At 69.9% G+C, this 20,795-nt stretch carries 18 protein-coding genes and 1 pseudogene; 7 read left to right on the plus strand and 12 right to left on the minus strand.

The window, feature by feature from the left end; all coding sequences use genetic code 11:
* Positions 1-9: 9 nt before the first annotated feature.
* Positions 10-1,983, plus strand: coding sequence for a glycosyl hydrolase family 28-related protein (locus tag ACYVIO_RS04205; protein ID WP_460649295.1), 1,974 nt, complete (start codon positions 10-12; stop codon positions 1,981-1,983).
* A gap of 71 nt (positions 1,984-2,054) precedes the next feature.
* The gene (locus ACYVIO_RS04210) at positions 2,055-3,206 is read left to right on the plus strand and encodes a pyridoxal phosphate-dependent aminotransferase (protein WP_460649296.1); all 1,152 of its coding nucleotides are present in this window, start codon (positions 2,055-2,057) and stop codon (positions 3,204-3,206) included.
* Here ACYVIO_RS04210 and ACYVIO_RS04215 read toward each other — a convergent pair.
* The gene (locus ACYVIO_RS04215) at positions 3,193-4,200 is read right to left on the minus strand and encodes an NADP-dependent oxidoreductase (RefSeq protein WP_460649297.1); all 1,008 of its coding nucleotides are present in this window, start codon (positions 4,198-4,200) and stop codon (positions 3,193-3,195) included. The two genes, ACYVIO_RS04210 and ACYVIO_RS04215, sit on opposite strands and share 14 nt — an antisense overlap.
* 57 nt (positions 4,201-4,257) lie before the next feature.
* On the opposite strand from ACYVIO_RS04215, the gene ACYVIO_RS04220 reads away from it, so the two are divergent.
* Positions 4,258-5,244 carry an ArsR family transcriptional regulator gene (locus ACYVIO_RS04220; RefSeq protein WP_460649298.1) on the plus strand — a complete coding sequence of 329 codons (987 nt, stop codon included), beginning with the start codon at positions 4,258-4,260 and terminating at the stop codon, positions 5,242-5,244.
* On the opposite strand, the gene ACYVIO_RS04225 is transcribed toward ACYVIO_RS04220, so the two are convergent.
* From ACYVIO_RS04225 to ACYVIO_RS04260, 8 genes are all read right to left on the minus strand, one after another.
* Positions 5,238-6,107, minus strand: coding sequence for a hypothetical protein (locus ACYVIO_RS04225; protein WP_460649299.1), 870 nt, complete (start codon positions 6,105-6,107; stop codon positions 5,238-5,240). The two genes, ACYVIO_RS04220 and ACYVIO_RS04225, sit on opposite strands and share 7 nt — an antisense overlap.
* 98 nt (positions 6,108-6,205) lie before the next feature.
* Positions 6,206-6,562, minus strand: coding sequence for an ArsC/Spx/MgsR family protein (locus ACYVIO_RS04230; protein ID WP_460649300.1), 357 nt, complete (start codon positions 6,560-6,562; stop codon positions 6,206-6,208).
* Positions 6,562-7,257 (minus strand): hypothetical protein, encoded by a 696-nt coding sequence (locus ACYVIO_RS04235; RefSeq protein ID WP_460649301.1) that lies wholly within the window; start codon positions 7,255-7,257, stop codon positions 6,562-6,564. Before ACYVIO_RS04235 ends, ACYVIO_RS04230 begins: the two co-directional genes overlap by 1 nt.
* A 39-nt stretch (positions 7,258-7,296) precedes the next feature.
* Positions 7,297-8,433 carry an N-acetylglucosamine-6-phosphate deacetylase gene (locus ACYVIO_RS04240; protein WP_460649302.1) on the minus strand — a complete coding sequence of 379 codons (1,137 nt, stop codon included), beginning with the start codon at positions 8,431-8,433 and terminating at the stop codon, positions 7,297-7,299.
* Positions 8,430-9,212 carry a sugar isomerase domain-containing protein gene (locus tag ACYVIO_RS04245; RefSeq protein WP_460649303.1) on the minus strand — a complete coding sequence of 261 codons (783 nt, stop codon included), beginning with the start codon at positions 9,210-9,212 and terminating at the stop codon, positions 8,430-8,432. The genes ACYVIO_RS04240 and ACYVIO_RS04245 overlap by 4 nt, the downstream gene beginning before the upstream one ends.
* On the minus strand, positions 9,202-9,924 hold the full coding sequence (locus tag ACYVIO_RS04250) for a 6-phosphogluconolactonase (protein ID WP_460649304.1): 723 nt from the start codon (positions 9,922-9,924) through the stop codon (positions 9,202-9,204). Before ACYVIO_RS04250 ends, ACYVIO_RS04245 begins: the two co-directional genes overlap by 11 nt.
* Entirely contained in the window at positions 9,921-11,123 is a 1,203-nt protein-coding gene (locus ACYVIO_RS04255; RefSeq protein WP_460649305.1) for an AGE family epimerase/isomerase, read from the minus strand. The genes ACYVIO_RS04250 and ACYVIO_RS04255 overlap by 4 nt, the downstream gene beginning before the upstream one ends.
* A 4-nt stretch (positions 11,124-11,127) precedes the next feature.
* Positions 11,128-12,642 (minus strand): sodium:solute symporter family protein, encoded by a 1,515-nt coding sequence (locus tag ACYVIO_RS04260; protein ID WP_460649306.1) that lies wholly within the window; start codon positions 12,640-12,642, stop codon positions 11,128-11,130.
* Positions 12,643-12,824: 182 nt separating this feature from the next.
* Between ACYVIO_RS04260 and ACYVIO_RS04265 the strand changes: the two genes are divergently transcribed.
* Positions 12,825-13,811, plus strand: coding sequence for a LacI family DNA-binding transcriptional regulator (locus ACYVIO_RS04265; RefSeq protein ID WP_460649307.1), 987 nt, complete (start codon positions 12,825-12,827; stop codon positions 13,809-13,811).
* A gap of 60 nt (positions 13,812-13,871) precedes the next feature.
* On the opposite strand, the pseudogene ACYVIO_RS04270 reads toward ACYVIO_RS04265, so the two are convergent.
* A pseudogene (locus ACYVIO_RS04270) lies at positions 13,872-14,123 on the minus strand (6,7-dimethyl-8-ribityllumazine synthase); the annotation flags it as partial.
* 47 nt (positions 14,124-14,170) lie between these two features.
* Between ACYVIO_RS04270 and ACYVIO_RS04275 the strand changes: the two are divergent.
* Both ACYVIO_RS04275 and ACYVIO_RS04280 read left to right on the plus strand, forming a co-directional pair.
* Entirely contained in the window at positions 14,171-14,575 is a 405-nt protein-coding gene (locus ACYVIO_RS04275; RefSeq protein WP_460649308.1) for a PPOX class F420-dependent oxidoreductase, read from the plus strand.
* Positions 14,576-15,125: 550 nt separating this feature from the next.
* The gene (locus ACYVIO_RS04280; RefSeq protein WP_460649309.1) at positions 15,126-15,647 is read left to right on the plus strand and encodes a phosphotransferase; all 522 of its coding nucleotides are present in this window, start codon (positions 15,126-15,128) and stop codon (positions 15,645-15,647) included.
* A gap of 83 nt (positions 15,648-15,730) precedes the next feature.
* On the opposite strand, the gene clpB is transcribed toward ACYVIO_RS04280, so the two are convergent.
* Complete coding sequence (clpB, locus tag ACYVIO_RS04285; protein ID WP_460649310.1) at positions 15,731-18,307, minus strand: ATP-dependent chaperone ClpB; 2,577 nt, start codon at positions 18,305-18,307, stop codon at positions 15,731-15,733.
* 209 nt (positions 18,308-18,516) lie between these two features.
* Here clpB and ACYVIO_RS04290 point away from each other — a divergent pair, with 209 nt between their 5' ends.
* On the plus strand, positions 18,517-19,668 hold the full coding sequence (locus tag ACYVIO_RS04290; protein WP_460649311.1) for an amidase: 1,152 nt from the start codon (positions 18,517-18,519) through the stop codon (positions 19,666-19,668).
* On the opposite strand, the gene ACYVIO_RS04295 is transcribed toward ACYVIO_RS04290, so the two are convergent.
* Complete coding sequence (locus ACYVIO_RS04295; RefSeq protein ID WP_460649312.1) at positions 19,610-20,617, minus strand: hypothetical protein; 1,008 nt, start codon at positions 20,615-20,617, stop codon at positions 19,610-19,612. The two genes, ACYVIO_RS04290 and ACYVIO_RS04295, sit on opposite strands and share 59 nt — an antisense overlap.
* Between the last annotated feature and the right edge of the window lie 178 nt (positions 20,618-20,795).

Consider the following 20,795-nt stretch of genomic DNA (forward strand, 5'->3'; position numbering starts at 1 on the left):
GGGGTCCCCTTGTCCCACCACCCGAGGTTCCGTCGCCGCCTGGCGGTGACCGGCGTCGTGATCGGCGCTCTGCTGTCCGGCTCTGCCCTGACCGCCAGTGCTGTTCCCCGCCCCGCGCCCCGCGAGACCCGCGCCGGCCTCGACCCGGCGCTCGTCCAGGGCCGCGGCGCGACCGTCCCGTTCGTCGAGCAGGAAGCCGAGAACGCCTACACCAACGGGGAGCGGATCGGCCCCAGCCGTGAGGCGTACACGCTGCCCGCCGAGGCCTCCGGGCGGACCGCCGTACGGCTGACCGAGCGTGGTCAGTACGTCGAGTTCACGCTCACGCGGCCGGCGAACGCGCTGACGCTGCGCTACAGCATCCCGGACACCGCGGACGGCGGCGGTCTGCGCGCGCCGCTCGACGTGACGGTCAACGGCAAGCGCAAGCAGACGATGACGCTGACCTCGGAGTACGCCTGGCTGTACGGGATGTACCCGTTCTCCAACGACCCGGATGTCGACCCGAACCCGGGCTGGTGGAAGCCGGAGCCGGACCCGGTGACCAAGCCGTTCCGGCCGAACCACTTCTACGACGAGCAGCGGCTGCTGCTCGGGAAGACCTATCGCGCGGGCGATCGGGTGCGGTTCGAGATCCCGCGGAACACGCCGGCGTCCTGGTACGTGCTGGACGTCGCGGACTTCGAACTGGTCGCTGCGCCCAAGCGGGCTCCTGCTCGGTCGCTGGACATCCGGCTCTTCGGTGCTGATCCGACCGGGCGGCGGGATGCTGCGCCGGCGATCGATCGTGCTGTGGCCGCCGCTAAAAGGATCGGCTGGTCGGTGTTCATCCCGGCGGGGACGTTCCAGGTGAACCGGCACATCGTCGTCGACAAGGTGACGGTCCAGGGCGCGGGGAACTGGTGGTCGATCATCAAGGGGTCGGTGCTTCCCTTGGCATCGCCGGCGCCTGACAAGTCGGTGCATTCGGCGCCTGGGTTCTACGGGAAGTACGCCGAGGACGGCGGCAGCACTCGGGTGCACCTGGCCGACTTCGCGATCGAGAGCGACGTACGGGACCGGATCGACACCGACCAGGTGAACGGCGTCGGCGGTGCGATCGGTGGTGGTTCGTCGATCCGTGGGCTGTACCTGCACCACACGAAGGTCGGGATCTGGCTGGACGGCCCGATGGACGGGCTGCTGATCCGCGACAACATCATCGTCGACCAGATCGCGGACGGGATGAACCTTCACCTCGGTGTGTCTGGGGTCCGGGCGACGAACAACTTCGTCCGCAACAGCGGGGACGACGGGCTGGCGATGTGGTCCGAGGTGAACGCCGCCGGGCTCGTGAACCACAACAACGTGTACGACCACAACACGGTGCAGACGCCGGTGCTGGCGAACAACATCGCGATCTACGGCGGCCGCGACAACGCCGTCACCGACAACCTGGTCGCCGACCCGATCCGCGAAGGCAGCACGCTGCACGCCGGCTCCCGCTTCACCTCCACGCCGTTCGAGGGCAAGCTCGTCTTCGCCCGCAACACCACCGTCCGAGGCGCTCCCCGAGACCTCAACTGGGACCTCGGCCTCGGCGCGATCTGGCTCTACGCCCTCCAGTCCGACATGGAAGGCCAGATCGAGATCACCGACAGCTCGTTCCTCGACTCGACGTACAACGCCTTCATGTTCGTCGTCGACTGGCCCGTCAAGGACGAGTACTCGCTGTCGAACGTCACCGTCCGCAACATCAAGGTCGACGGCACCGGCACCAACGTCGTCAACGCCCGAGTCGGCGGCGCCGCCACCTTCGAGAACGTCGACGCCCGCAACGTAGGAGCCCCCTTCGTCAACAACTGCGGCACCTTCCACTTCAACGGCCCACCCGAGTTCGACGTCCACCTGCTGGAGGGCAACGACGGCGGCTGGACCAACGGCTCCTGGTGCGAAGACCGCCCGCCGGTCGTACCCCCACCGGCTCCCTCCCCCTGGAGCTGACCCCTCCCCTCCCGCCGCGCCGCCTTGGACACCCGGGGCGGCGCGGCGGGTCGTCGTACTAGGGTCGAGGTATGCGTGCACATGCTCAGCGGCTGGATGGGCTCGGGACGACGATTTTCGCCGAGATGTCGGCGCTTGCGGTGCGGACGGGGGCGGTGAACCTCGGGCAGGGCTTTCCGGACACCGACGGGCCCGACTCCGTGCTCGAGGCGGCGATCGACGCGATCCGCGCGGGGGCCAACCAGTACCCGCCGGGCCGCGGCATCCCGGCGCTCCGGCAGGCGATCGTCGACCACCAGAAGCGGTTCTACGGGCTCGAGTACGACCCCGACACGCAGGTGCTCGTCACCACCGGCGCGACCGAAGCGATCGCCGCCGCGCTGCTCGCGTACGTCGAACCAGGTGACGAGGTGATCGCCCTCGAGCCGTACTACGACTCGTACGCCGCCTGCATCGCGATGGCCGGCGGCCGCCGTGTACCGGTCACGCTGCGCACCCCGGACTTCCGCCTCGACCTCGACGAGCTCCGCGCCGCGGTCACCCCGCGGACGAAGGTCCTGCTGATCAACTCCCCGCACAACCCGACCGGCACCGTCCTCACCGACGAGGAACTGCGCGGCATCTCGGCGATCGCCGTCGAGCACGACCTGGTCGTGATCACCGACGAGGTCTACGAGCACCTCATCTACGACGGCGGCCAGCACCGCCCGCTCACGGCGTACGAGGGCATGGCCGACCGCACCGTCTCGATCGGCAGCGCCGGCAAGACCTTCTCGGTCACCGGCTGGAAGATCGGCTGGGTCACCGGTACGCCGGAAGTGGTGACCGCAGTGAACACCTCCAAGCAGTTCCTCACCTACGTCTCCGGCGCTCCCTTCCAGCCCGCCGTCGCCGGAGCCCTTGCCCTAGGCAACGACTACTTCGACGGCCTGCGCGCCGACCTCCAGCAGCGCCGCGACCTGCTCTGCGACGGCCTCGAGTCCCTCGGTTTCGGCGTCCACCGTCCGCAGGGCACGTACTTCGTGACGACCGACATCCGCCCCCTCGGCCACACCGACGGCGTCGAGTTCTGCCGCATGCTCCCGGAGAAGACCGGCGTCGTCGCGATCCCCCACCAGGTCTTCTACGACAACCTCGACGCCGGCCGCCCGCTCGTCCGCTGGGCCTTCTGCAAGAAGCTCGAAGTCCTCGAAGAAGCCCTCAACCGCCTCACGAAACTCTGACCAGCATCTTGCCGGTGTTGTCGCCGCGCAGCATCGCCAGGAACGCCTCGACCATCGACTCGAACCCGTCCACCACCGTCTCGTCGGACACCACCCGACCGGACTGCAGGTGCGGCATGAGGAGCTCCTCCAGCTCGGCCTGCGCGTCACGATGCGACCGGACCAGGAACCCCTCGAGCCGGATCTCCTTCTCCACCAGGTCGTAGAGGTTGTACGGCGCGGCCGGCGGCTCCGCGCTGTTGTACGGCGCGGCCGGCGGCTCCGCGCTGTTGTACTGCGAGACCGCGCCGCACCACGCGATCCGCCCGCGCGGCCGCAGGACCTCGATCGCCGCGGCGAGATGATCGCCGCCGACGTTGTCGAAGTACACGTCGATGCCGTCGGGCGCCAGCTCGGCCAGCGACTTGCCGATCGGCCCGTCCCGGTAGGAGAACGCGGCGTCGAAGCCAACGACCGACGTCAGGTGCTCCGCCTTGCGCGCACTACCGGTGCTGCCGATCACCAGACCAGCACCGAGCAGCTTCGCGATCCGGCCGACCGCCGTACCGACACCGCCCGCGGCGGCCGAGACGAACACGCTCTCGCCCGGCTGCAGCTTCGCGATCCGCGTCAGCCCGACGTACGCGCTCAGCCCGGTGCCGCCGAGAATCCCCAGGTACGCCGACAGCGGCACCCCGTCGCGCTCGACGATCGGGCGGATCTCCTCAGGCGTCACCACCGCGTGGGTCCGCCAGCTCTGCCGGTGGAACACCACGTCGCCCACCGCGAGGGCGGGGGTCCGCGACTCGGTGACACGACCGATCGCCCGACCTTCCAGCGGGGTGTGCAGGTCCCACTCGCTGTCCATGCACTCGCGCATGTACGGGTCGACCGACAGCAGCAGGTTCTCCACCAGCGCCGTGCCGGGCCTGATGTGGGGCTCGGTTTCGGCGAAGGCGAACAGGTCGGCGGTGGGAAATCCGGTCGGGCGGGCGATCAGGTGGATCTCGGTCATGGCGTCGATCGAAGACCGTCGGGGCCTGGCGCCGCTAGAGAGTTAGCCTGGGACTAAATGATCAGCTACCGACTCGGTGTGGACGACCTGGCCGACATGCGGTTCGCGTGCTCGCCGCTGCTCGAGACCGCGACGAGTCTGTGGGCTCTGGCGGAGCCCTCTGCCCACCTGCTGCACCTCCCCTGGATCCGCCGGACCAGGAGCCTGCTGCAGGACTGGCCTGCTGCGGACCGGGAGCTACTGCTGGCTCTGGTCGCTCCTGAGGTCCAGTGGCTGCCGGACTTCGTCACGCCGCGGCCGTCGTCACCGCTGCAGGAGGCGGAGGAGGAGCTGGCCCTGGTCCGGGCCACGCCTCCCACCAGGGCGGTGGCCGACGTACGGCGTGCGTACGACGGCCGGCCGCTGCCCGCCGCACTGGCGGAGCTCTGCGAGACGCCGCGCCGGCTGCGGGACCGGATCGGCGCGCTGCTCACGGCGTACTGGGAGCACGCCGTCCGGCCCGACTGGCCGAGGATGCGGGCGGTGCTGGAGGCCGACATGGTCTACCGGGCCCGGCTGCTCGCCCGGGACGGGGCGGCCGCCGTACTGACTGGGCTGGACCCCAGTGCGCAGTGGGCCGACGGGGTGCTGCGGCTGCGCGTCTCGTCGTACCGGCTCGAGTACGAGGCGATGGTCGGGGGACGCGGGTTCTGGCTGGTGCCGACGCTGTTCGCCAAGCACGCGATCAGCCCGGTCGGCGCCGACGAACCACCGACCGTCGCCTACCCGGCGCGAGGCGTCGGCACACTGTGGGAGAGCCCGCGCTCCGGGGCTCCGGACGCCCTCGAGGCGTTGATCGGCCGGCCGCGCGCGAGCCTGCTGATGGCGCTGGAGTCACCCGCCTCGACCCTCGAACTCGCCCGGGTCCGCCAGGTGAGCCCGAGCGCCGTGTCGCAACAACTCGCGACCCTGCTGGCGAACGGCCTGGTCAGCAAGGCCCGCGCCGGGCAGGTCGTCCTCTACGCCCGCACGGCGCTGGCCGATCAACTCATCGGGCCTTACTGACCGTAAGCCTTCGCGGTCCAGCCGAGCGCGCCGAGGGAGCCACCCTTGATGTCGGTGCCGATCTGGTCGGTCGCGTTGGCGTCGAAGTAGACCGACGCGCTGCCGGTCGAGGCGACGCCGAGGAGCGGCCGCCCGGCCGGGTGCGAGCCGCAGTAGCCGGTGCTGAGGGCGGCGAACGAGCTCCACCCACTCGCCTGCAGCACGGTCGAGCCGATCGTGGTCGGAGTCGCGAGGTTGATCCGCCACTCCTTCAGTTCGCCGTTCGTCTTCGTGCCGACCAGTACGTCGACAGCCGCGGCGCCGGTGCCCTCGGTGCGCTCGAAGGTCAGCGTCTTCACCGAGTCCCAGCCGGTCGTCTTCAGCGTCGTCGGCGCGGACAGCGTCGGTACGCCGTTCGGCCAGGTCAGCTGGTACCGGTAGAGCGAGGTGCCCGCGACCCGGTACAGATAGGTGCCGCTGGCAAGGATCCGGGTGTTGGCGAAGCCGGACTTCATCCGGGTCGCGGTGTTCTGCGTCATCTTCCAAACGCCGTTCGTCCGCTCACCCCGCCGATCGAGGCGGTACAGGTAGCCGTCGGTCGGGTGCGCCGCGACCTCGGTGCTGATGAACAGGTCCGTGTCACCGGCCCCACCGAGCTGCTGCTGCGCGGACGGCACCCACGCGAGCTTGTCACCCGGGTACGACGTGATGCTGGTCTTGTTGCCGTTGTACCCGTACGACAGCCGTTGACCGTCCGAGCGGTACGCCGACATGTAGACGCCGCAGTCAACCGGTACGTCGGCCACCGCCGCGACGGCGTACTGCTGAGTGCTGAGAACAAGTCCCGTCGCGGTCAGAGCGGCGGCGAGCAGTGCTTTGCGCATGAAATTCCTCCCGAGTCAGCGGGGGCCTAGGACATCAACCGTCCACCCCCGCGCGGTCCTCGGACGTACGGCGACCCCGCGACGGTTCCCGCGACTCCTCAGGCTGGAGGGAGGAAGCGGGCGAGGGTTTCGGGGTCGCGGGCTACTGCGGTGGTGCCGTCGTCGGCGGTGATGATGGGGCGCTGGATGAGGATCGGGTCGGCGACCATCGCGGCGATCCAGTCGGCGCGGTGCTCGGCGTCCTTGGGGATGGATTTGAGGGCCTTCGCCGCGGGCTCGTTCGTGCGGACGATGTGCCAGGGGTCGAGGTCGAGGCGTTCGAGGGTCGCTTCGAGTTCCTCGGCGGTCGGCGGATCGTCCAGGTACCGCCGTACGGTGTAGTCGATGCCGGCTTCGTCGAGCGCGGCGGTGGCGGCTCGGCACTTGGAGCAGGCCGGGTTGACCCAGATCTCCATCAGCGGTGGGTGAACCAGAGCTTGGTCGGCTGCTGCAGCATCATCACCAGCAGCGCGACGTGCAGCGCCAGCCCGAGCAGGCTGCCCGGCAGCGCGCTGACGCCGCCCATGATCCCGAGCGCCGCGACCACGATCAGCATGATCCGCGCCCACGGCCGCCGCTTGCGCAGGTAGATCGCCGGCAGGATGTACGCCGCGCCGCAGATCAGGATCACCGCGACGACCAGTCCACGCGCGCCCGCGTCCCCGGTCAGCGTCTCGGCGATCTCCTCACCTGCCGACGTCAGCGCGAACAGCCCCAGCAGAATGCACAACCCACCCAGCGCGAACGAGATCACCGAAGCGATCGTCACCTGCTTGGGCGGCGCCACCGGTCCCGCCTGATGCCCGTACGGCGCAGGCTGTGCCCAGGCGTTCCCCGGCGGCGTCCCCGGCTGCTGCCCATAGCCGCCCTGCCCGCCCGCAGGCTGCCCGAAAGCCCCGCCGTACGGACCAGGCCGCTCAGCCCCTGCTGCCGGGTCGTACTGCGGCCCGGGCGGCGCCGCCTGGCCGCCCGCCCCGAACACCCCTCCGTAAGGCCCGGGGCGCTCACCCGTGGGCTCGCCGGGCCGGGGGCTCCGTGAGTCGCCGGTGGGAGCCGGCCGATCAGGATCGTGCGGCTGGGGGTCGTCGGGGCTGCTGGGGTGGTCGCTCATCTGAGTGGTCTCCTCCGCTTCTCCCCTGATCCTCCCAGATCAGCCAACCACCCGACCGCCCCGTACGACTGTCCGCACGCTCAGCACACCGTCCCCCGGGGCCCAGTCGAAGCACAGCAGGTCCGCCGGTGCGCCCGGTCGCAGTAGTCCGCGCCCGCCGGCGAACCGGCCGGGATTCGCGGTCGCCATCCGCACCGCGTCCCCCAGACCGACCCGGGCCAGCGCGACCGCCGACGCGACGTCGTCGGCCAGGCACCGGGCGGCGCCCGCGAGGTACGGCGTACCGGCGTACGAAAGCCGCCCTTCGGCCGACAGGTGCACGATCCCGCCGACAGCTGTCTCGTAATCGCCCGGCGGAGATCCGGCGAGGGCGACCGAGTCGGAGACCAGGAAGCTACGCTCGATCCCCTTGGCCCGGATCATCGCGGTCAGCGCGTCGGCCGGGAGATGGTGGCCGTCGGCAATGAATCCGGCGGACAGCCGGTCGTCGGACAGCTGGGTCCACAGGTGGTTCGGGTGCCGCGGCAACACGGCAGCGGCGCCGTTACCGAGGTGCGTGGACATCACCGCGCCCGCATCGACGGCCGCAGTGATCTGCTCCGGCGACGCCGCTGTGTGCCCGAGCGCGACGATGACATCGGCGCGACTCACAGCCCGTACGTACGACGCAGTCTCCGCGTAGTGCGGCGACACCGTGACCAGGCCGACGATCCCGCCGCAGGCCTCCTGCCACCGGTTGAACTCGTCCAGGGACGGCGGCCGGAGCTGCTCCAGCGGATGAACCCCGCGCGCCCCGTCCTCTGGCGACAGGTGCGGACCTTCCACGTGGACGAAGGGAATCGCGTGACGGGTCGCCCGATCAGCCTCCCGCGCGGCCGCGACAGCGCGGAGCGAGGCGATGATCTCGTCCTCGGCCGCGGTGATCACCGTCGGCGCGAAGCTGGTCGTCCCGACCGCGGCCAGCGCCCGGCCGAGCTCGATCACGGTCTCGGGAGTGACCTCCGGCCCGTTGACGTCGTACCCGCCGAACCCGTTCACCTGAAGGTCGACCAGCCCGGGCGCCAGCCACCCGTCGACCGGCCCGGACGCCTCCGTGACCTCCGCGACGCGGCCGTCCTCGACCCGGACGGACAACGCCCGCCCGGTCGCGGGATCGCGCCCGACGTACGACGTCACAGGGCTTTGACCCGCTGCCGGAAGCGCCCGACGAAACGGTTGTTTGCCTCGTCCCCACCCGGTGCGTTCCCGCTCCGCCAGACCGGCGGCTCGATGCCCCGGGCAACCAGTGTCTGCACGGTGTGCAGGGTCAGCGCGTTGAGCACGAAGGCGTTCGCGAAGGTCGACACCGCCGCGATCCGCTCGGAAGCACCCGGTACGTCGACCACGGCGTCACCGATCGGCACCTTCGAGTCGATCGCCACGTCCACCAGGTCGTGCAGGTTCTGCCGGGTCGGATGCCGGGCCGGGTGCTCCGGCGCGGTCTGCTCGGCGTGCGCCCGCGAGCTGATCCCGATCAGCCGCACGCCCCGCTCCCGGGCCTCCAGCGCGGCGTCGATCAACGCCGCGTTGATCCCGTAGGCGTTCACCAGGATCAGCAGGTCGCCGTCGCCCAGCTCACGATCCCGTACGACGATCCGCCCGTACCCCGGGGTCCGCTCGATCGCCATCGACCGCAGCGCGCCGTTCGACAGCAGCGTCCCCTCGTCCAGGATCGCGGCGATGTGCATCAGCCCGCCGGCCCGGAAGAACACTTCCTGCGCCGCCAGGTTGGAGTGCCCACCGGGCCCGAACACGTGCACCAGCCGGTCGGCGGCGACCTGGTCGGCCAGCAGCCCGGCCGCCGTCGCGATCGCCGCCGTCTCCTCGGTCTGGATCCGGAGCAACAGGTCGTGGACCTGCGCCAGATAGCCCCCGGTCAGCTCCTCGGCCGTCGTCACCATGCTGTCATCGGACATGAGCGGAGGACTCCTTGTCGAGGTAGAGCGTGCAATCGGCGTGCCGCCGCAGCGCGGTCGCCGGACAGGCCGGGCCGATCGGGTCCTGCAGCGCAGCCCGGACCGCGTCGGCTTTCGCAGCACCCGGTACGACGCAGAACAGGCGCGCCGCGTCCAGCAGTCTCGGAATCGTCAGCGTCACCGCCTGGGTGGGTACGTCCTCGAGCCGATCGAAGCAACCGTCGTCAACCTGCTGCTGGCGGCTGGCGTGGGCCAGTTCGACCGTGCGGACCGGCACCGGATCGTCCAGGTCCGCGTCCGGCGGATCGTTGAACGCCAGGTGCCCGTTCACCCCAATCCCCAGCACCACGACATCGATCGGCGCAGCGCTCAGCAGTTCGGCGTACTGGTCGGCGGTCACGCCAGGTTCGAGCAGGTAGCTCCTGCCCAGCGGCACGCGGTCGAACAGCGTCGTCTTCAGCCACTCGGCGAACCGTTGCGGCGCACCGGCCGGCAGGCCGACGTACTCGTCCATGTGAAAGGCCGTGATCCTGCGCCAGTCGATGCCCTCGGCAACTCTCAGCCGCTCGAGCGTCTCGCGCTGGCTGGGCGCGGACGCGAAGATCATTCGCACCAGGTCCTGGCTGGTCAGCCGCCGTCGCAGCTCCGCGGCGAGGTCGTCGCCGGCCTGCCGGCCGAGCTCCTGCCGGTCGGGAAACACCTTCACCGTCACTGGATCTCCTTGTCTAGTTCGACCAGCAGCAGGAGCGACCGGGCGATGTGGAACGGGTCCTTCACGGGCAACGCGACCACCTCGTCCAGCGGGCTGCCGTCGCGGCGCCTGATCTGGATCCATTCCTCTCCAGGCCCGGCCGGGAAGGTCTTCAGCGTGTAGTCGCGGAGCCGCCCGTGCCAGCGGTCGAGCTCGGCCCGGCCGGCGGCGCGCCCGAGCAGCGCGGTCGTGTAGAGCGCTTCGGCGTGCGGCCACCAGAGCTTGGTGTCCCACGTCCCGGCCACCAGCGCTTCGTACGGATCGTCCGTACGACGCCCGGACGGCGCACCGCCATCGCTGTCGACGAAACGGAGCAGGCCGCCGTACTCGTCGTCCCAGTCGAGCTGACAGGCGTGGACGGCGAGGTCGCAGAGCCGATCGGTGTCGGCGGCCAGTGTGCCGGGCGCCAGATCCCTTGCGTGATGGAGAAACCACAGCGCTTCGAGGGTGTGCCCGGGCGCTCGATGCCGCCCGAGCAGACTGTCGTCGTACGGCGGCATCTCGACCACCTCGTCGCCCTGCACGAAGGCCGTCTCGATCGCGGCCACCGCCTGCCGCACGATCTCGAGCGACCGGGCCGAACCGGTGGCGCGATGCACCTGTTCACCGACCCCGATCAGGATCATCGGCAGCGCGAACGACCCGCGCCCCTCGGGAACCGGGTAGGGCTCGGAGCGGAAGGTGTCGTCGGCGATGCGTGCAGCGGCACTCAGCAGGATCGACTCGGCCGGTTCGGACCACTCGGGATCGTGCGCGGCCAGCCCGGCGAAGCCGAGCGCCACGAACAGGTCGGCGAACACGCTGACGCTGATGCCCTGCCCAGCGACCGGCTCCTTCGGCGTACCGGCTCGGTCGGTGACGTACGCCGTACTGCCGTCCGGCAGGAGCGCGTGATCGCGGACGAAGACGGCGGTCGATCGCGCTTGGCTGAGGTAGCGCTCCGCGTCGACTCCGAGCACGTCGGCCTGGGCGGCCACGCGGGCCATCAGCCAGATCCAGCGGCCCTGCGACCAGGTGTACTTGTCCGTCGACACGAGCGTCGTACCGGCGTTGTCCCAGCAGGTCAGGACGCCGCCGTACTCCGGATCGGGGCCGTGCGTCATCCACCAACCGAGGACGTCGTCGACCAGGTGGTCACGCCAGGCCGATGTTTCAGGCACCGGGTCAGGCATTGGCACCGGCCTCGACGCTGTCCTTGCCTAAGGCATCGACCAGCGCGTCGGAGTCCGGGTCGTGCCACGGCCGGATCAGGCCGACCAGCACGAACACGATCAGCGAGCAGATCACCGGTCCACCGACCTGGACCGCGGTGATCTTGTCCTTGCCCAGCTCCGCGACCCAGCCGTCGACGACGTACCGGGTGATGAAGAAGACCAGCAGGCCGACCGCCCAGGAGATGATCGCCGCCGACGGGCCGCACCGCCGGAACGCCGGCAGCAGGCCGAGCAGCATCGGGATCGCGATCGGGCCGACCAGCCCGCCGAACCACAGGATCAGCAGCCCCAGTACGCCGCCGAAGCTGTCCGCCGTCAGCGCGATCGCCATGCTGAGCGCGATGAACGCGAAGGTGCTGAAGCGGCCGACCATCAGCTCGGCCCGGCTGGTCAGACGGTGCGCACCGCGCCAGATCGCCGGGAGGATGTCACGGGTGACGACCGCCGAGATCGCGTTGGCGTCCGAGCCGGTCATCGCCATCGTGTGCGAGAACAGGCCGGCCAGGACCAGCCCGATCAGGCCCATCGGCAGCAGTTCCTGGGTGAGCAGGGCGTAGGACTGGTCCGGCTTGGCGAGGTTCGGCAGCAGGATGGGGGCGGCCCACATCGGGAAGAACATCACCAGCGGCCAGACCAGGTACAGCCCGGCGGACAGCAGCGCGGCGCGGCGGGCCGAGCTCCCGGTGGGTGCGGCGATGAACCGCTGCGCGAGGTTCCAGGTGCCGCCGTTGTAGGACAGCGTGTTGATCAGCAGGTAGACCATCACGAACAGCACCGTGTACTGACCGTTGAACGGCTTCGCGTTGCCCTCGGGAAGGTCGCCCCACATGGTCCAGATCGAGGAGACCCCGCCGAGCTTGGCCAGGACGGCGACGAACAGCACGATGCCGGCGACCAGCTGGATGACGAACTGGCCGAGGTCGGTGAGCGCGTCGGCCCACAACCCGCCGATGGTGGAGTAGATCAGCGTGACGCCGCCGGTGATCAGCACGCCCCAGCCGAGCGGGACCCCGGCGAAGACGTTCAGCAGCAGCGCCGTGGCGGTCCACTTGGCGCCGACGTCGAAGACCTTCAGCGCGGTACCGCTCCAGGCGAGCAGCTGCTGGGTCGGCAGGTTGTAGCGGATCTTCAGGTACTCCAGCGGGGAGATGACGCCGAGCCGCTGCCGCAGCCGCGGCCAGCGCGGTGCGAAGACGAACGCGCCCACCACCATCGCGAAGGTGATGCCCAGCGCCCACCAGATGTAGAGCACGAAGCCCTCGGTGTAGGCGATCGCCGCGTAGCCGACGAACACCGCCGAGCTGTACCCGGACATGTGGTGCGAGATCCCGGACAGCCACCACGGCATCCTGCCGCCGGCGGTGAAGAAGTCCGCCGCGTTGTGGACCCGGGCCTTCGCCCACAGGCCGATCGCCACCATCACGAAGAAGTAGCCGCAGACGACCACCCAGTCCAGCGCTGCCATCGTCAGTCTCCTCTGCCGGGCACGATCCAGGCACCCGTAGTTCTGTGCAACCATGCCGTGCAACCGGTTGCACGTCAAGCAGGTCAGCGAATTTCGTCCGCCGATGCGGTGGCTTGCCGGTTGTCCGGGAAACCTTCCGGCACGGTGCGCGGCGCGCAACTCCCGCGACGTACAGTGACCTGGTGACTCAGCAGCGGGGGCCGACCATCAGTCAGGTGGCGGCCGCGGCAGGCGTGTCGAAGTCGACCGTCTCGCGCGCGTTCTCGCGGCCCGAGATGATCACGGCCGAGACCGTCGCACACGTGATGGAGGTCGCCGCCCGGCTGGGCTACGTGCCGAACCACACCGCGCGCGCCCTCAGCACCGGCCGCGCCGGCACGGTCGCGATCGTCGTACCGGACATCGCGAACCCGTTCTTCCCGCCGCTCATCCGGGGCGCGCAGGCGGCGGCCGACCAGGCGGGTTTCAGCCTGCTGCTCGGGGACTCCGACGAGGATCCGACCCGCGAGGACATCCTGGTCAGCAAGTTCGCGCCGCAGACCGACGGGATCGTGCTGGTCTCGTCGCGGATGACCGAGGAGCAGATCCGCGCCCACGCCGAGCGGCGGCCGTTGGTCCTGGTCAACCGCGACGTGAGCGGGCTGCCCCGCGTACTGATCGACACCGCCACAGGCATCGCCGCCGCGGTCGAGCACCTCGCCGAACTGGGGCACCGCCACCTGGTCTACGTGAGCGGCCCGACCTCCTCCTGGTCGAACTCCGAACGCCGCCGCGCCGTCCGCGCCGCCGGTCGCCGGCTGGGCCTGCAGGTGAGTGCCGTGGCCGCCCGCCGCTCGACGTACGACGCGGGCGTGCAGCAGGTCGACGCGATCCTGGGCTCGGGTGCCTCGGCGGCGATCGCCTTCGACGACCTGCTCGCCCAGGGAATCCTCGCCGGCCTGGCGACCCGGGGCATCGCGGTCCCCACCCAGTTCAGCGTGATCGGCTGCGACGACGTACTGGCCGCGACCATGTCCCCACCGCTGACCACCGTCTCCGCCCACGGCGGCGACGCCGGCCGGGCAGCCGTCGACCTCCTGGTCTCGTCCCTCGACGGCAACCACGACGACCCCCGCCGCGTGCTGGACACCTCGCTGGTACTCCGGTCCACCACCGCGCCACCCCCGTGAGCCGCCCGCCGCGGCCGTCGCCTCATCGCGGGTCGGCTGACCACCGTGGCCCGGCGCCACCACCGCGTCGTACCCGGACTTCGCCGCGTGCAGCGCCGCGACCGGCAGCTCGAACGAGCCCGGCACGCGGATGATCGAGTAGTCGGTAACCTCCGACTCGCCCAGCGCCCGCACGGCGCCGGCGACCAGCGCTTCGGTCACCTTCGGGTGCCACTGCGCGGCGACGACCGCGACCCGGGCGCCCTCCATCCGTGGCGTCTCGAGCGTGGGTGCTCCACTTCCGCCACAGGTCGGCTGACCACCGGGGCCCATTGCTGCCGCAGCTCGGTTGACCGCCGGCCGTATCTAGACTCGGCCGAGTGACCAAGGAACTCGACGACCACGCCCGCAAGCTGCTGGACGGCGCCAACCTCGCCGTGCTGGCAACCATCAACACCGACGGCAGCCCGCAGACCTCCGCGATCTGGGTGGGCCGCGACGGCGACGACGTCGTCATCTCGTCGACCGCCGGCCTGCGCAAGATCCGCAACCTCGAGGCCGACCCCCGCGCCAGCCTGATCGTGATCGACGCGACCGATCCCCTCCGGTACGCCGAGCTCCGCGGCACCGCGACAGTCACCGAAGACGTCGACCGAGCGGTCGCCCAAGCCCTGGCCACCAAGTACCAGGGCCCCGAAGCAGCCGCCGAGTACGCCGCCCTCCCCCCAACCGTCCACCGCGTCGTCGTCCGCATCACCCCCCACCACGTCGTCAGCCGCGGCTGACCCTTGGTGGGCCGAGAGCGCGATGACCGCCGGCCGAGAGAACAGCGCAACGTCCGAAGAACCCGAGGCCTATAGCCTCGGGTTCTTCGGACGCAACCAGCTTCTTCGGACGCAAGGGCCTGCGCCGGACCCCAAGGGCGAGACCCAACACCACCAGCCCGCGCGAGCGCGGGCGCCACGCGAGAGCCCGGGAACGCCGGCGCCACGCGACAGCACGGCCGAGTTGTCGCACGGCAGTTCGCCGCCCGTCACCTCGCGCTTGAACGGATCGACGCCCCCACCGACCCGATCGCCGGGCGCTGACGAAGACGCCGGCCTACGCGGAACAGCAGCCCCGTCAGCTCCCTCGCCGGGCGTTGAGGAAGAGGTTGTGCTGCGGGGAGGACGGATGACTCGTGGGGTTGTGCGGGTTGGAAGCACGGTACGTCGGCCGTCCTCGCCGTTTGCCGCTGCGGTGCTTCGGCATTTGGAGCAGCGCGGATTTGCGGGAGCGCCTCGCTGGCTCGGCCAAGATGATGCCGGGCGGGACGTGTTGAGTTACCTGCCAGGCATGGTGCCGGCGAAGTTTCGAACCTGGTCTGATGCGCAGGTTGGGGCGGCTGGGGCGTTGGCTCGGGAGTTGCATGAGGCGACTCGTGGGAGTCGGCTGGCGGGGAGTCAGGCGGTGGTTTGCCATCACGACCTGGGGCCCAACAACGCGGTGTTTCGGGACGGCGTGCCGGTTGCGTTCATCGACTTCGATCTGGCGGCGCCGGGGAGTCCGTTGGAGGACCTCGGGTACATGGCGTGGGTGTGGTGCGTTTCGTCGAAGGCGGGAGCGCCTTCGGTGAAGGCTCAGGCGGCGCAGGTTCGGGTGCTGGCGGATGGATATGGGTTGGCCGCAGACGAACGGGCGCTGCTGGTCGACGCGATGTTGGAACGGCAGAGTCGGAACGCGCGCTTCTGGGGTGAGTTGCCCGACGGAAGCGTCGACGCGACCGCGGAGCAGATCGCAGAACGGATTGCATGGTCTCGGCGGGAGCATGCGTTCACGGCTGAGCATCGTGAGGCGTTTGCTGCGGCCCTTGGCTGAACATCGTGAGGTGTTCGCTGCGGTTCTCGGCTGAGGCCGGACGGGCAGCTGCCCGGGATCATCGATCCCGGGCAGCGGTGAGGTCAGCTGACCTCTAGGGCGTCCTTGGACTCGTTGAGGTGGACCCGGACGGTGTCGCCGTCGCGGACCGTGCCGGAGAGCAGGCCTCGGGCGAGTTCGTCGCCGATGGCCGACTGGACCAGGCGGCGGAGCGGGCGGGCGCCGTACACCGGGTCGTACCCGGTCATCGCCAGCCACTCCAGCGCGTCCTCGCCGACGTCGAGCGTGATGCGGCGGTCGAGCAAGCGCTTCTGCAGGGCGGTGATCTGGAGCGCGACGATCTTCGTCAGCTCCTCGCTGCCGAGCGCGTCGAACAGCACGATCTCGTCGAGCCGGTTGATGAACTCCGGCTTGAACGACTGCCGTACGACGGCCATCACCTGGTCGCGCTTGGCCTTGTCGTCCAGCGTCAGGTCGGCCAGGTACGCCGAGCCGAGGTTGCTGGTCAGGATCAGGATGACGTTCCTGAAGTCGACCGTGCGCCCCTGCCCGTCGGTCAGGCGACCGTCGTCCAGGACCTGCAGCAGGATGTCGAAGACCTCGGGGTGCGCCTTCTCGACCTCGTCGAGCAGGATCACCGAGTACGGCCGCCGGCGGACCGCTTCGGTCAGCTGGCCACCCTCCTCGTAGCCGACGTACCCGGGCGGGGCGCCGACCAGCCGCGAGACGCTGTGCTTCTCGCCGTACTCCGACATGTCGATCCGGACCATCGCCCGCTCGTCGTCGAACAGGAAGTCCGCCAGCGCCTTGGCCAGCTCGGTCTTGCCGACACCCGTCGGGCCGAGGAACAGGAACGAACCCGTCGGCCGGTCCGGGTCGGAGATGCCCGCGCGGGCCCGCCGGACGGCGTCGCTGACGGCGGTGACCGCCGGACGCTGGCCGATCAGCCGGTTCCCGAGCTCGTCCTCCATCCGGAGCAGCTTGCCGGTCTCGCCCTCGAGCAGCCGGCCGGTCGGGATGCCGGTCCACATCGCGATCACCTCGGCGATCTCGGTCGGGCCGACCTCCTCGTTGACCATCGCGTCGGGACCGTCGGTGACCTCGGGCTCGGCGGCGGCCGCCTCCAGCTCCTTGGTCAGCTCGGGGATCTCGCCGTACAGGATCTCGGAGGCGCGCTGCAGCTCGCCGTCGCGCTGGGCGCGCTCGGCCTGGCCGCGCAGCTCGTCGATCTGCTCCTTGATCTCACCGACCCGGTTCAGGCCGGACTTCTCCTTCTCCCAACGGGCCTCGAGCGCACGCAGCTCCTCCTCGCGGTCGGCCAGGTCGGCGCGCAGCCGCTCGAGCCGCTCACGGCTGGAGGCGTCGTCCTCGCGGGACAGCGCCAGCTCCTCCATCTTCAGCCGGTCGACGGTACGGCGCAGCGAGTCGATCTCGACCGGGGACGAGTCGATCTCCATCCGCAGCCGGGACGCGGCCTCGTCGACCAGGTCGATCGCCTTGTCGGGCAGCTGTCGACCGGAGATGTACCGGTTGGACAGGGTCGCGGCCGCGACCAGCGCGCTGTCGGAGATGGCGACCTTGTGGTGCGCCTCGTACCGCTCCTTCAGGCCACGCAGGATCGCGATCGAGTCCTCGACCGACGGCTCGCCGACGAACACCTGCTGGAAGCGTCGCTCCAGCGCGGGGTCCTTCTCGATCCTGGTCCGGTACTCGTCGAGTGTCGTCGCGCCGATCATCCGCAGCTCGCCGCGGGCCAGCATCGGCTTCAGCATGTTGCCGGCGTCCATCGCGCCCTCGCCGGACGCGCCCGCGCCGACGACCGTGTGCAGCTCGTCGATGAACGTGATGACCTGGCCGTCCGACTCCTTGATCTCGGTCAGCACCGCCTTCAGCCGCTCCTCGAACTCACCGCGGTACTTCGCGCCGGCCACCATCGCGCCGAGGTCGAGGCTGATCAGCCTCCGGCCGCGCAAAGATTCCGGTACGTCGCCGGCCACGATCCGCTGGGCGAGGCCCTCGACGACGGCGGTCTTGCCGACGCCGGGCTCACCGATCAGGACCGGATTGTTCTTGGTCCGCCGGGACAGCACCTGGACCACGCGCCGGATCTCGGAGTCGCGCCCGATCACCGGGTCGAGCTTGCCGTCGCGGGCCCGCTCGGTCAGGTCGATGCCGTACTTCTCCAGGGACTTCGTCGTGCCCTCGGCCTCCGGCGAGGTGATCCGCCGGTTGCCGCGCATCTTGTCGAACGCCTGCAGCAGCGCGTCCGGCGTCACGTCGAGCGCGGACTTGGCCACGCCCTCGACGGTCGCCAGAGCGATCAGCAGGTGCTCGGTCGAGACGTACTCGTCGCCGAGTCCGAGCGCGCGCTGCTCCGCCTGGTTCAGCACGTCGCTGGTCTTCGGCGAGAGGCTCGGCGCCTGCACGCTGCCGCCGCTCGCCTTCGGCAGGCGGGCGAGCTGCTCGGCGGTCTTGCGCCGTACGGAGTCAATGTCGCCGCCGGCTGCCTCGAGCAGACCGACCGTGGTCCCCTCGGGCTGTGCCAGCAATCCCGACAACAGGTGAATAGGCTCCACGGTCGGGTTGCCCGCCGCGGAGGTCTGACGGATCGCGACCGACAGGGTTTCCCGGGCTAGCGTCGTCAACCGCTGAACATCCATCTGGTTCCAGCCTTTCAAGTTCTACTAACAGCAGTCTCTATCTACAACCTACCGAAAGTTGAGTCCATTCCACTCAACTCTGCCAAAACCTGGGGAAAACTCAGGGTTGCACCCGATCGGCGCCGGCGGACGACCGGGCGGACAGGCCTGGGTGCGGTGCGTGAGTGGATGGTTGGGCGGTCTGGTCGAGTGTTGCCGGAGGGGTGCCAGTGACAGGTGAGGAGTACGAGCAGCTGTCCGCGGTGGCGATCGGAGCTGCTGTTGCGGCGGGTGAGTTGTCGGCGGTTGCGGTGGTCGAGGCGGCTCTTCGGCGAATCGGGGAGCTGGATGGGCGGGTACGGGCGTTTCGGGAGGTGTGGCCTGAGCGGGCGCGGGCGGCGGCGCGGGAGATCGACCGGGACGTTGCCGGAGGGGAGGTGCGAAAGCAACTGCTCCTTGGAGTGCCGGTGGGGGTCAAGGGGATGGGCAAGCAGGTTGAGCGGCTGGTTGCGGCTGGTGCTGTGCCGGTTGGTGCGACGGCTGTGCCAGGGACTGGGACCGCGTGGCAGACCTGGGGTTGGACCGATCGCGGGCCGACGGTGAATCCGTGGGATGGCTCGTTGGTGCCGGGTGGGTCTTCGGCTGGGGCCGCGGTTGCTGTGGCGACTGGGATGGTGCCGTTGGCGACCGGTAGCGATGGGGCTGGGTCGGTGAGGATTCCGGCGGCTTGGTGTGGGGTGCTGGGGTTGAAGGCGACGAACGGGACGGTTCCGCCGGTGGATGCCAGCGGGCTTGGGGTCGGAGGGGTGCTGGCGCGGGAGGTTGAGGATCTGCGGGCTTGGCTTGCTGTGCAGGGGCGGGCGGTGAGTGAGGTACGCGTCGGAGGTCCGCTGCGGGTTGGCTGGTCGGCTGACCTCGGGTTCGCTGAGACCTCGCCGGAGATCGCGGCGATCGCCCGCGAAGCGCTGGAGAGGATGTTCGCGACTGGCGCGCTCGTCGAGGTGCCGGTGGAGGTGGAACTGCTCGACCCGGAGCCGGCCTGGACTTCACTCCGTGGGACCAGGACTGACGGCACCGGGATTCGGGCTGAGAACGACAAGCGGTTGGAGGAGGTCTTCAGCGAGGTGGAGCTCCTGGCTACGCCGACGACGCCTAATCCGCCGCATGGGCACGAAGGGCCTGGGCGGGTGATGAGTGTGGCGTTGACGTGGGCTTTCAATGTGAGTGGGCATCCGGCGGTCAGCGTGCCGGCTGGGCTTACCGCGGGCGGGGCTCCGGTGGGGTTGCAGTTGGTGGGGCGGCGGGATCGGGAGGGGGATCTGCTCATTGCGACAGAGGCGGGAGCAGGCGGACGGGGATCACCTCGGTGGACTGGTGGGTGAGCTGTACGACGTACGGGCCGGGCGGCAGGTTGGTGATGTCCAGGGCCAGGCTGGCAAGGGCCACGCGTGCTTGTCTGATCACCTGGCCTGAGCGGTCGAGGAGCTCGATGACGACGGGGCGAGGCTCGAACAACAAGGCTGGACCCTCGCCGGGGCACGGGTCGTACAGGTAGCGGGTGGTCGGCTCCGTCAGGAGGAGTGGGGGTGGGTCGGACCACCACTTCGGGAGGACCTCGATCTCGTGGTGGGGGCCTGCGATGACAGGGGTGTCGAGGGTCATCGCGGTGCTGATGCGGTACGGCGTGGGGCTGCTGACGGTGAGATAGCTGGTGGACCACTCCGGTGGATGGATGGTGAGGCGCGCGCCGACGGAGGACCAGCGCTCCAGCTCGATGCGGCGGTCGTCGTACAGCACGACCTCCAAGGAAGAGCCCGAGATGGTGACGGTCGGGCGGGTGTAGATGGTTCGTTGGGGAACCTTCAGGCGGAAGTGGCCGGACGTTGCCTCGTAGGTCCCAGGGCCCCAGCTCTGGCGGAGGCACGGACTCCAGCGGACGGCCTGGAACAGCATCAGCGCGGCGGTGTCGAAGGACCTTCCAGTCGCGAGTGGGTCGACAGACGAAGAAGGACAGACCAGGTCGAGTGACGCGCACCGGCCGTCCAGGCGGTGCCGTGCGGCCAGCGCGGCGACCGCCGCGCCCATGTCGGACGTGACCACCACGTCTCCGCGGAAGTCCAACGCCATCAGCGACAGCAGGGCGTCCTGCCCCTCCACACGTGGCACGTCGCAAAACTTCACGCGCTCCCCGTCGACCAGCAACTCGTCGGCCGCGAACAGCAGCGCCGTACCGTCCTCAGGTCCCAAGCCGGCCACGGATCTGCCCGTCCTGCGCCCGACCCACTCGGCGTGGTGAGCGAGCAGCCCCCGGTCATCCAGACGCACTGCCATGGTGTCCCCCTCCCGTATGCCGAGTGTGCTCCCGGCAACCGCTTTGCGACAGACATCGAATCTTTCGCCTTACAGAACCAAGATGCCTGCGGAGAGCGTCTTCCAGCGTGACCACTTCTCTGCCTGTGGAGGACTCTTGCGTCATCGCTGGATCACACCCGCCCTGGCAGTCGCCCTG

It is taken from the genome of Kribbella endophytica, from assembly GCF_054781295.1.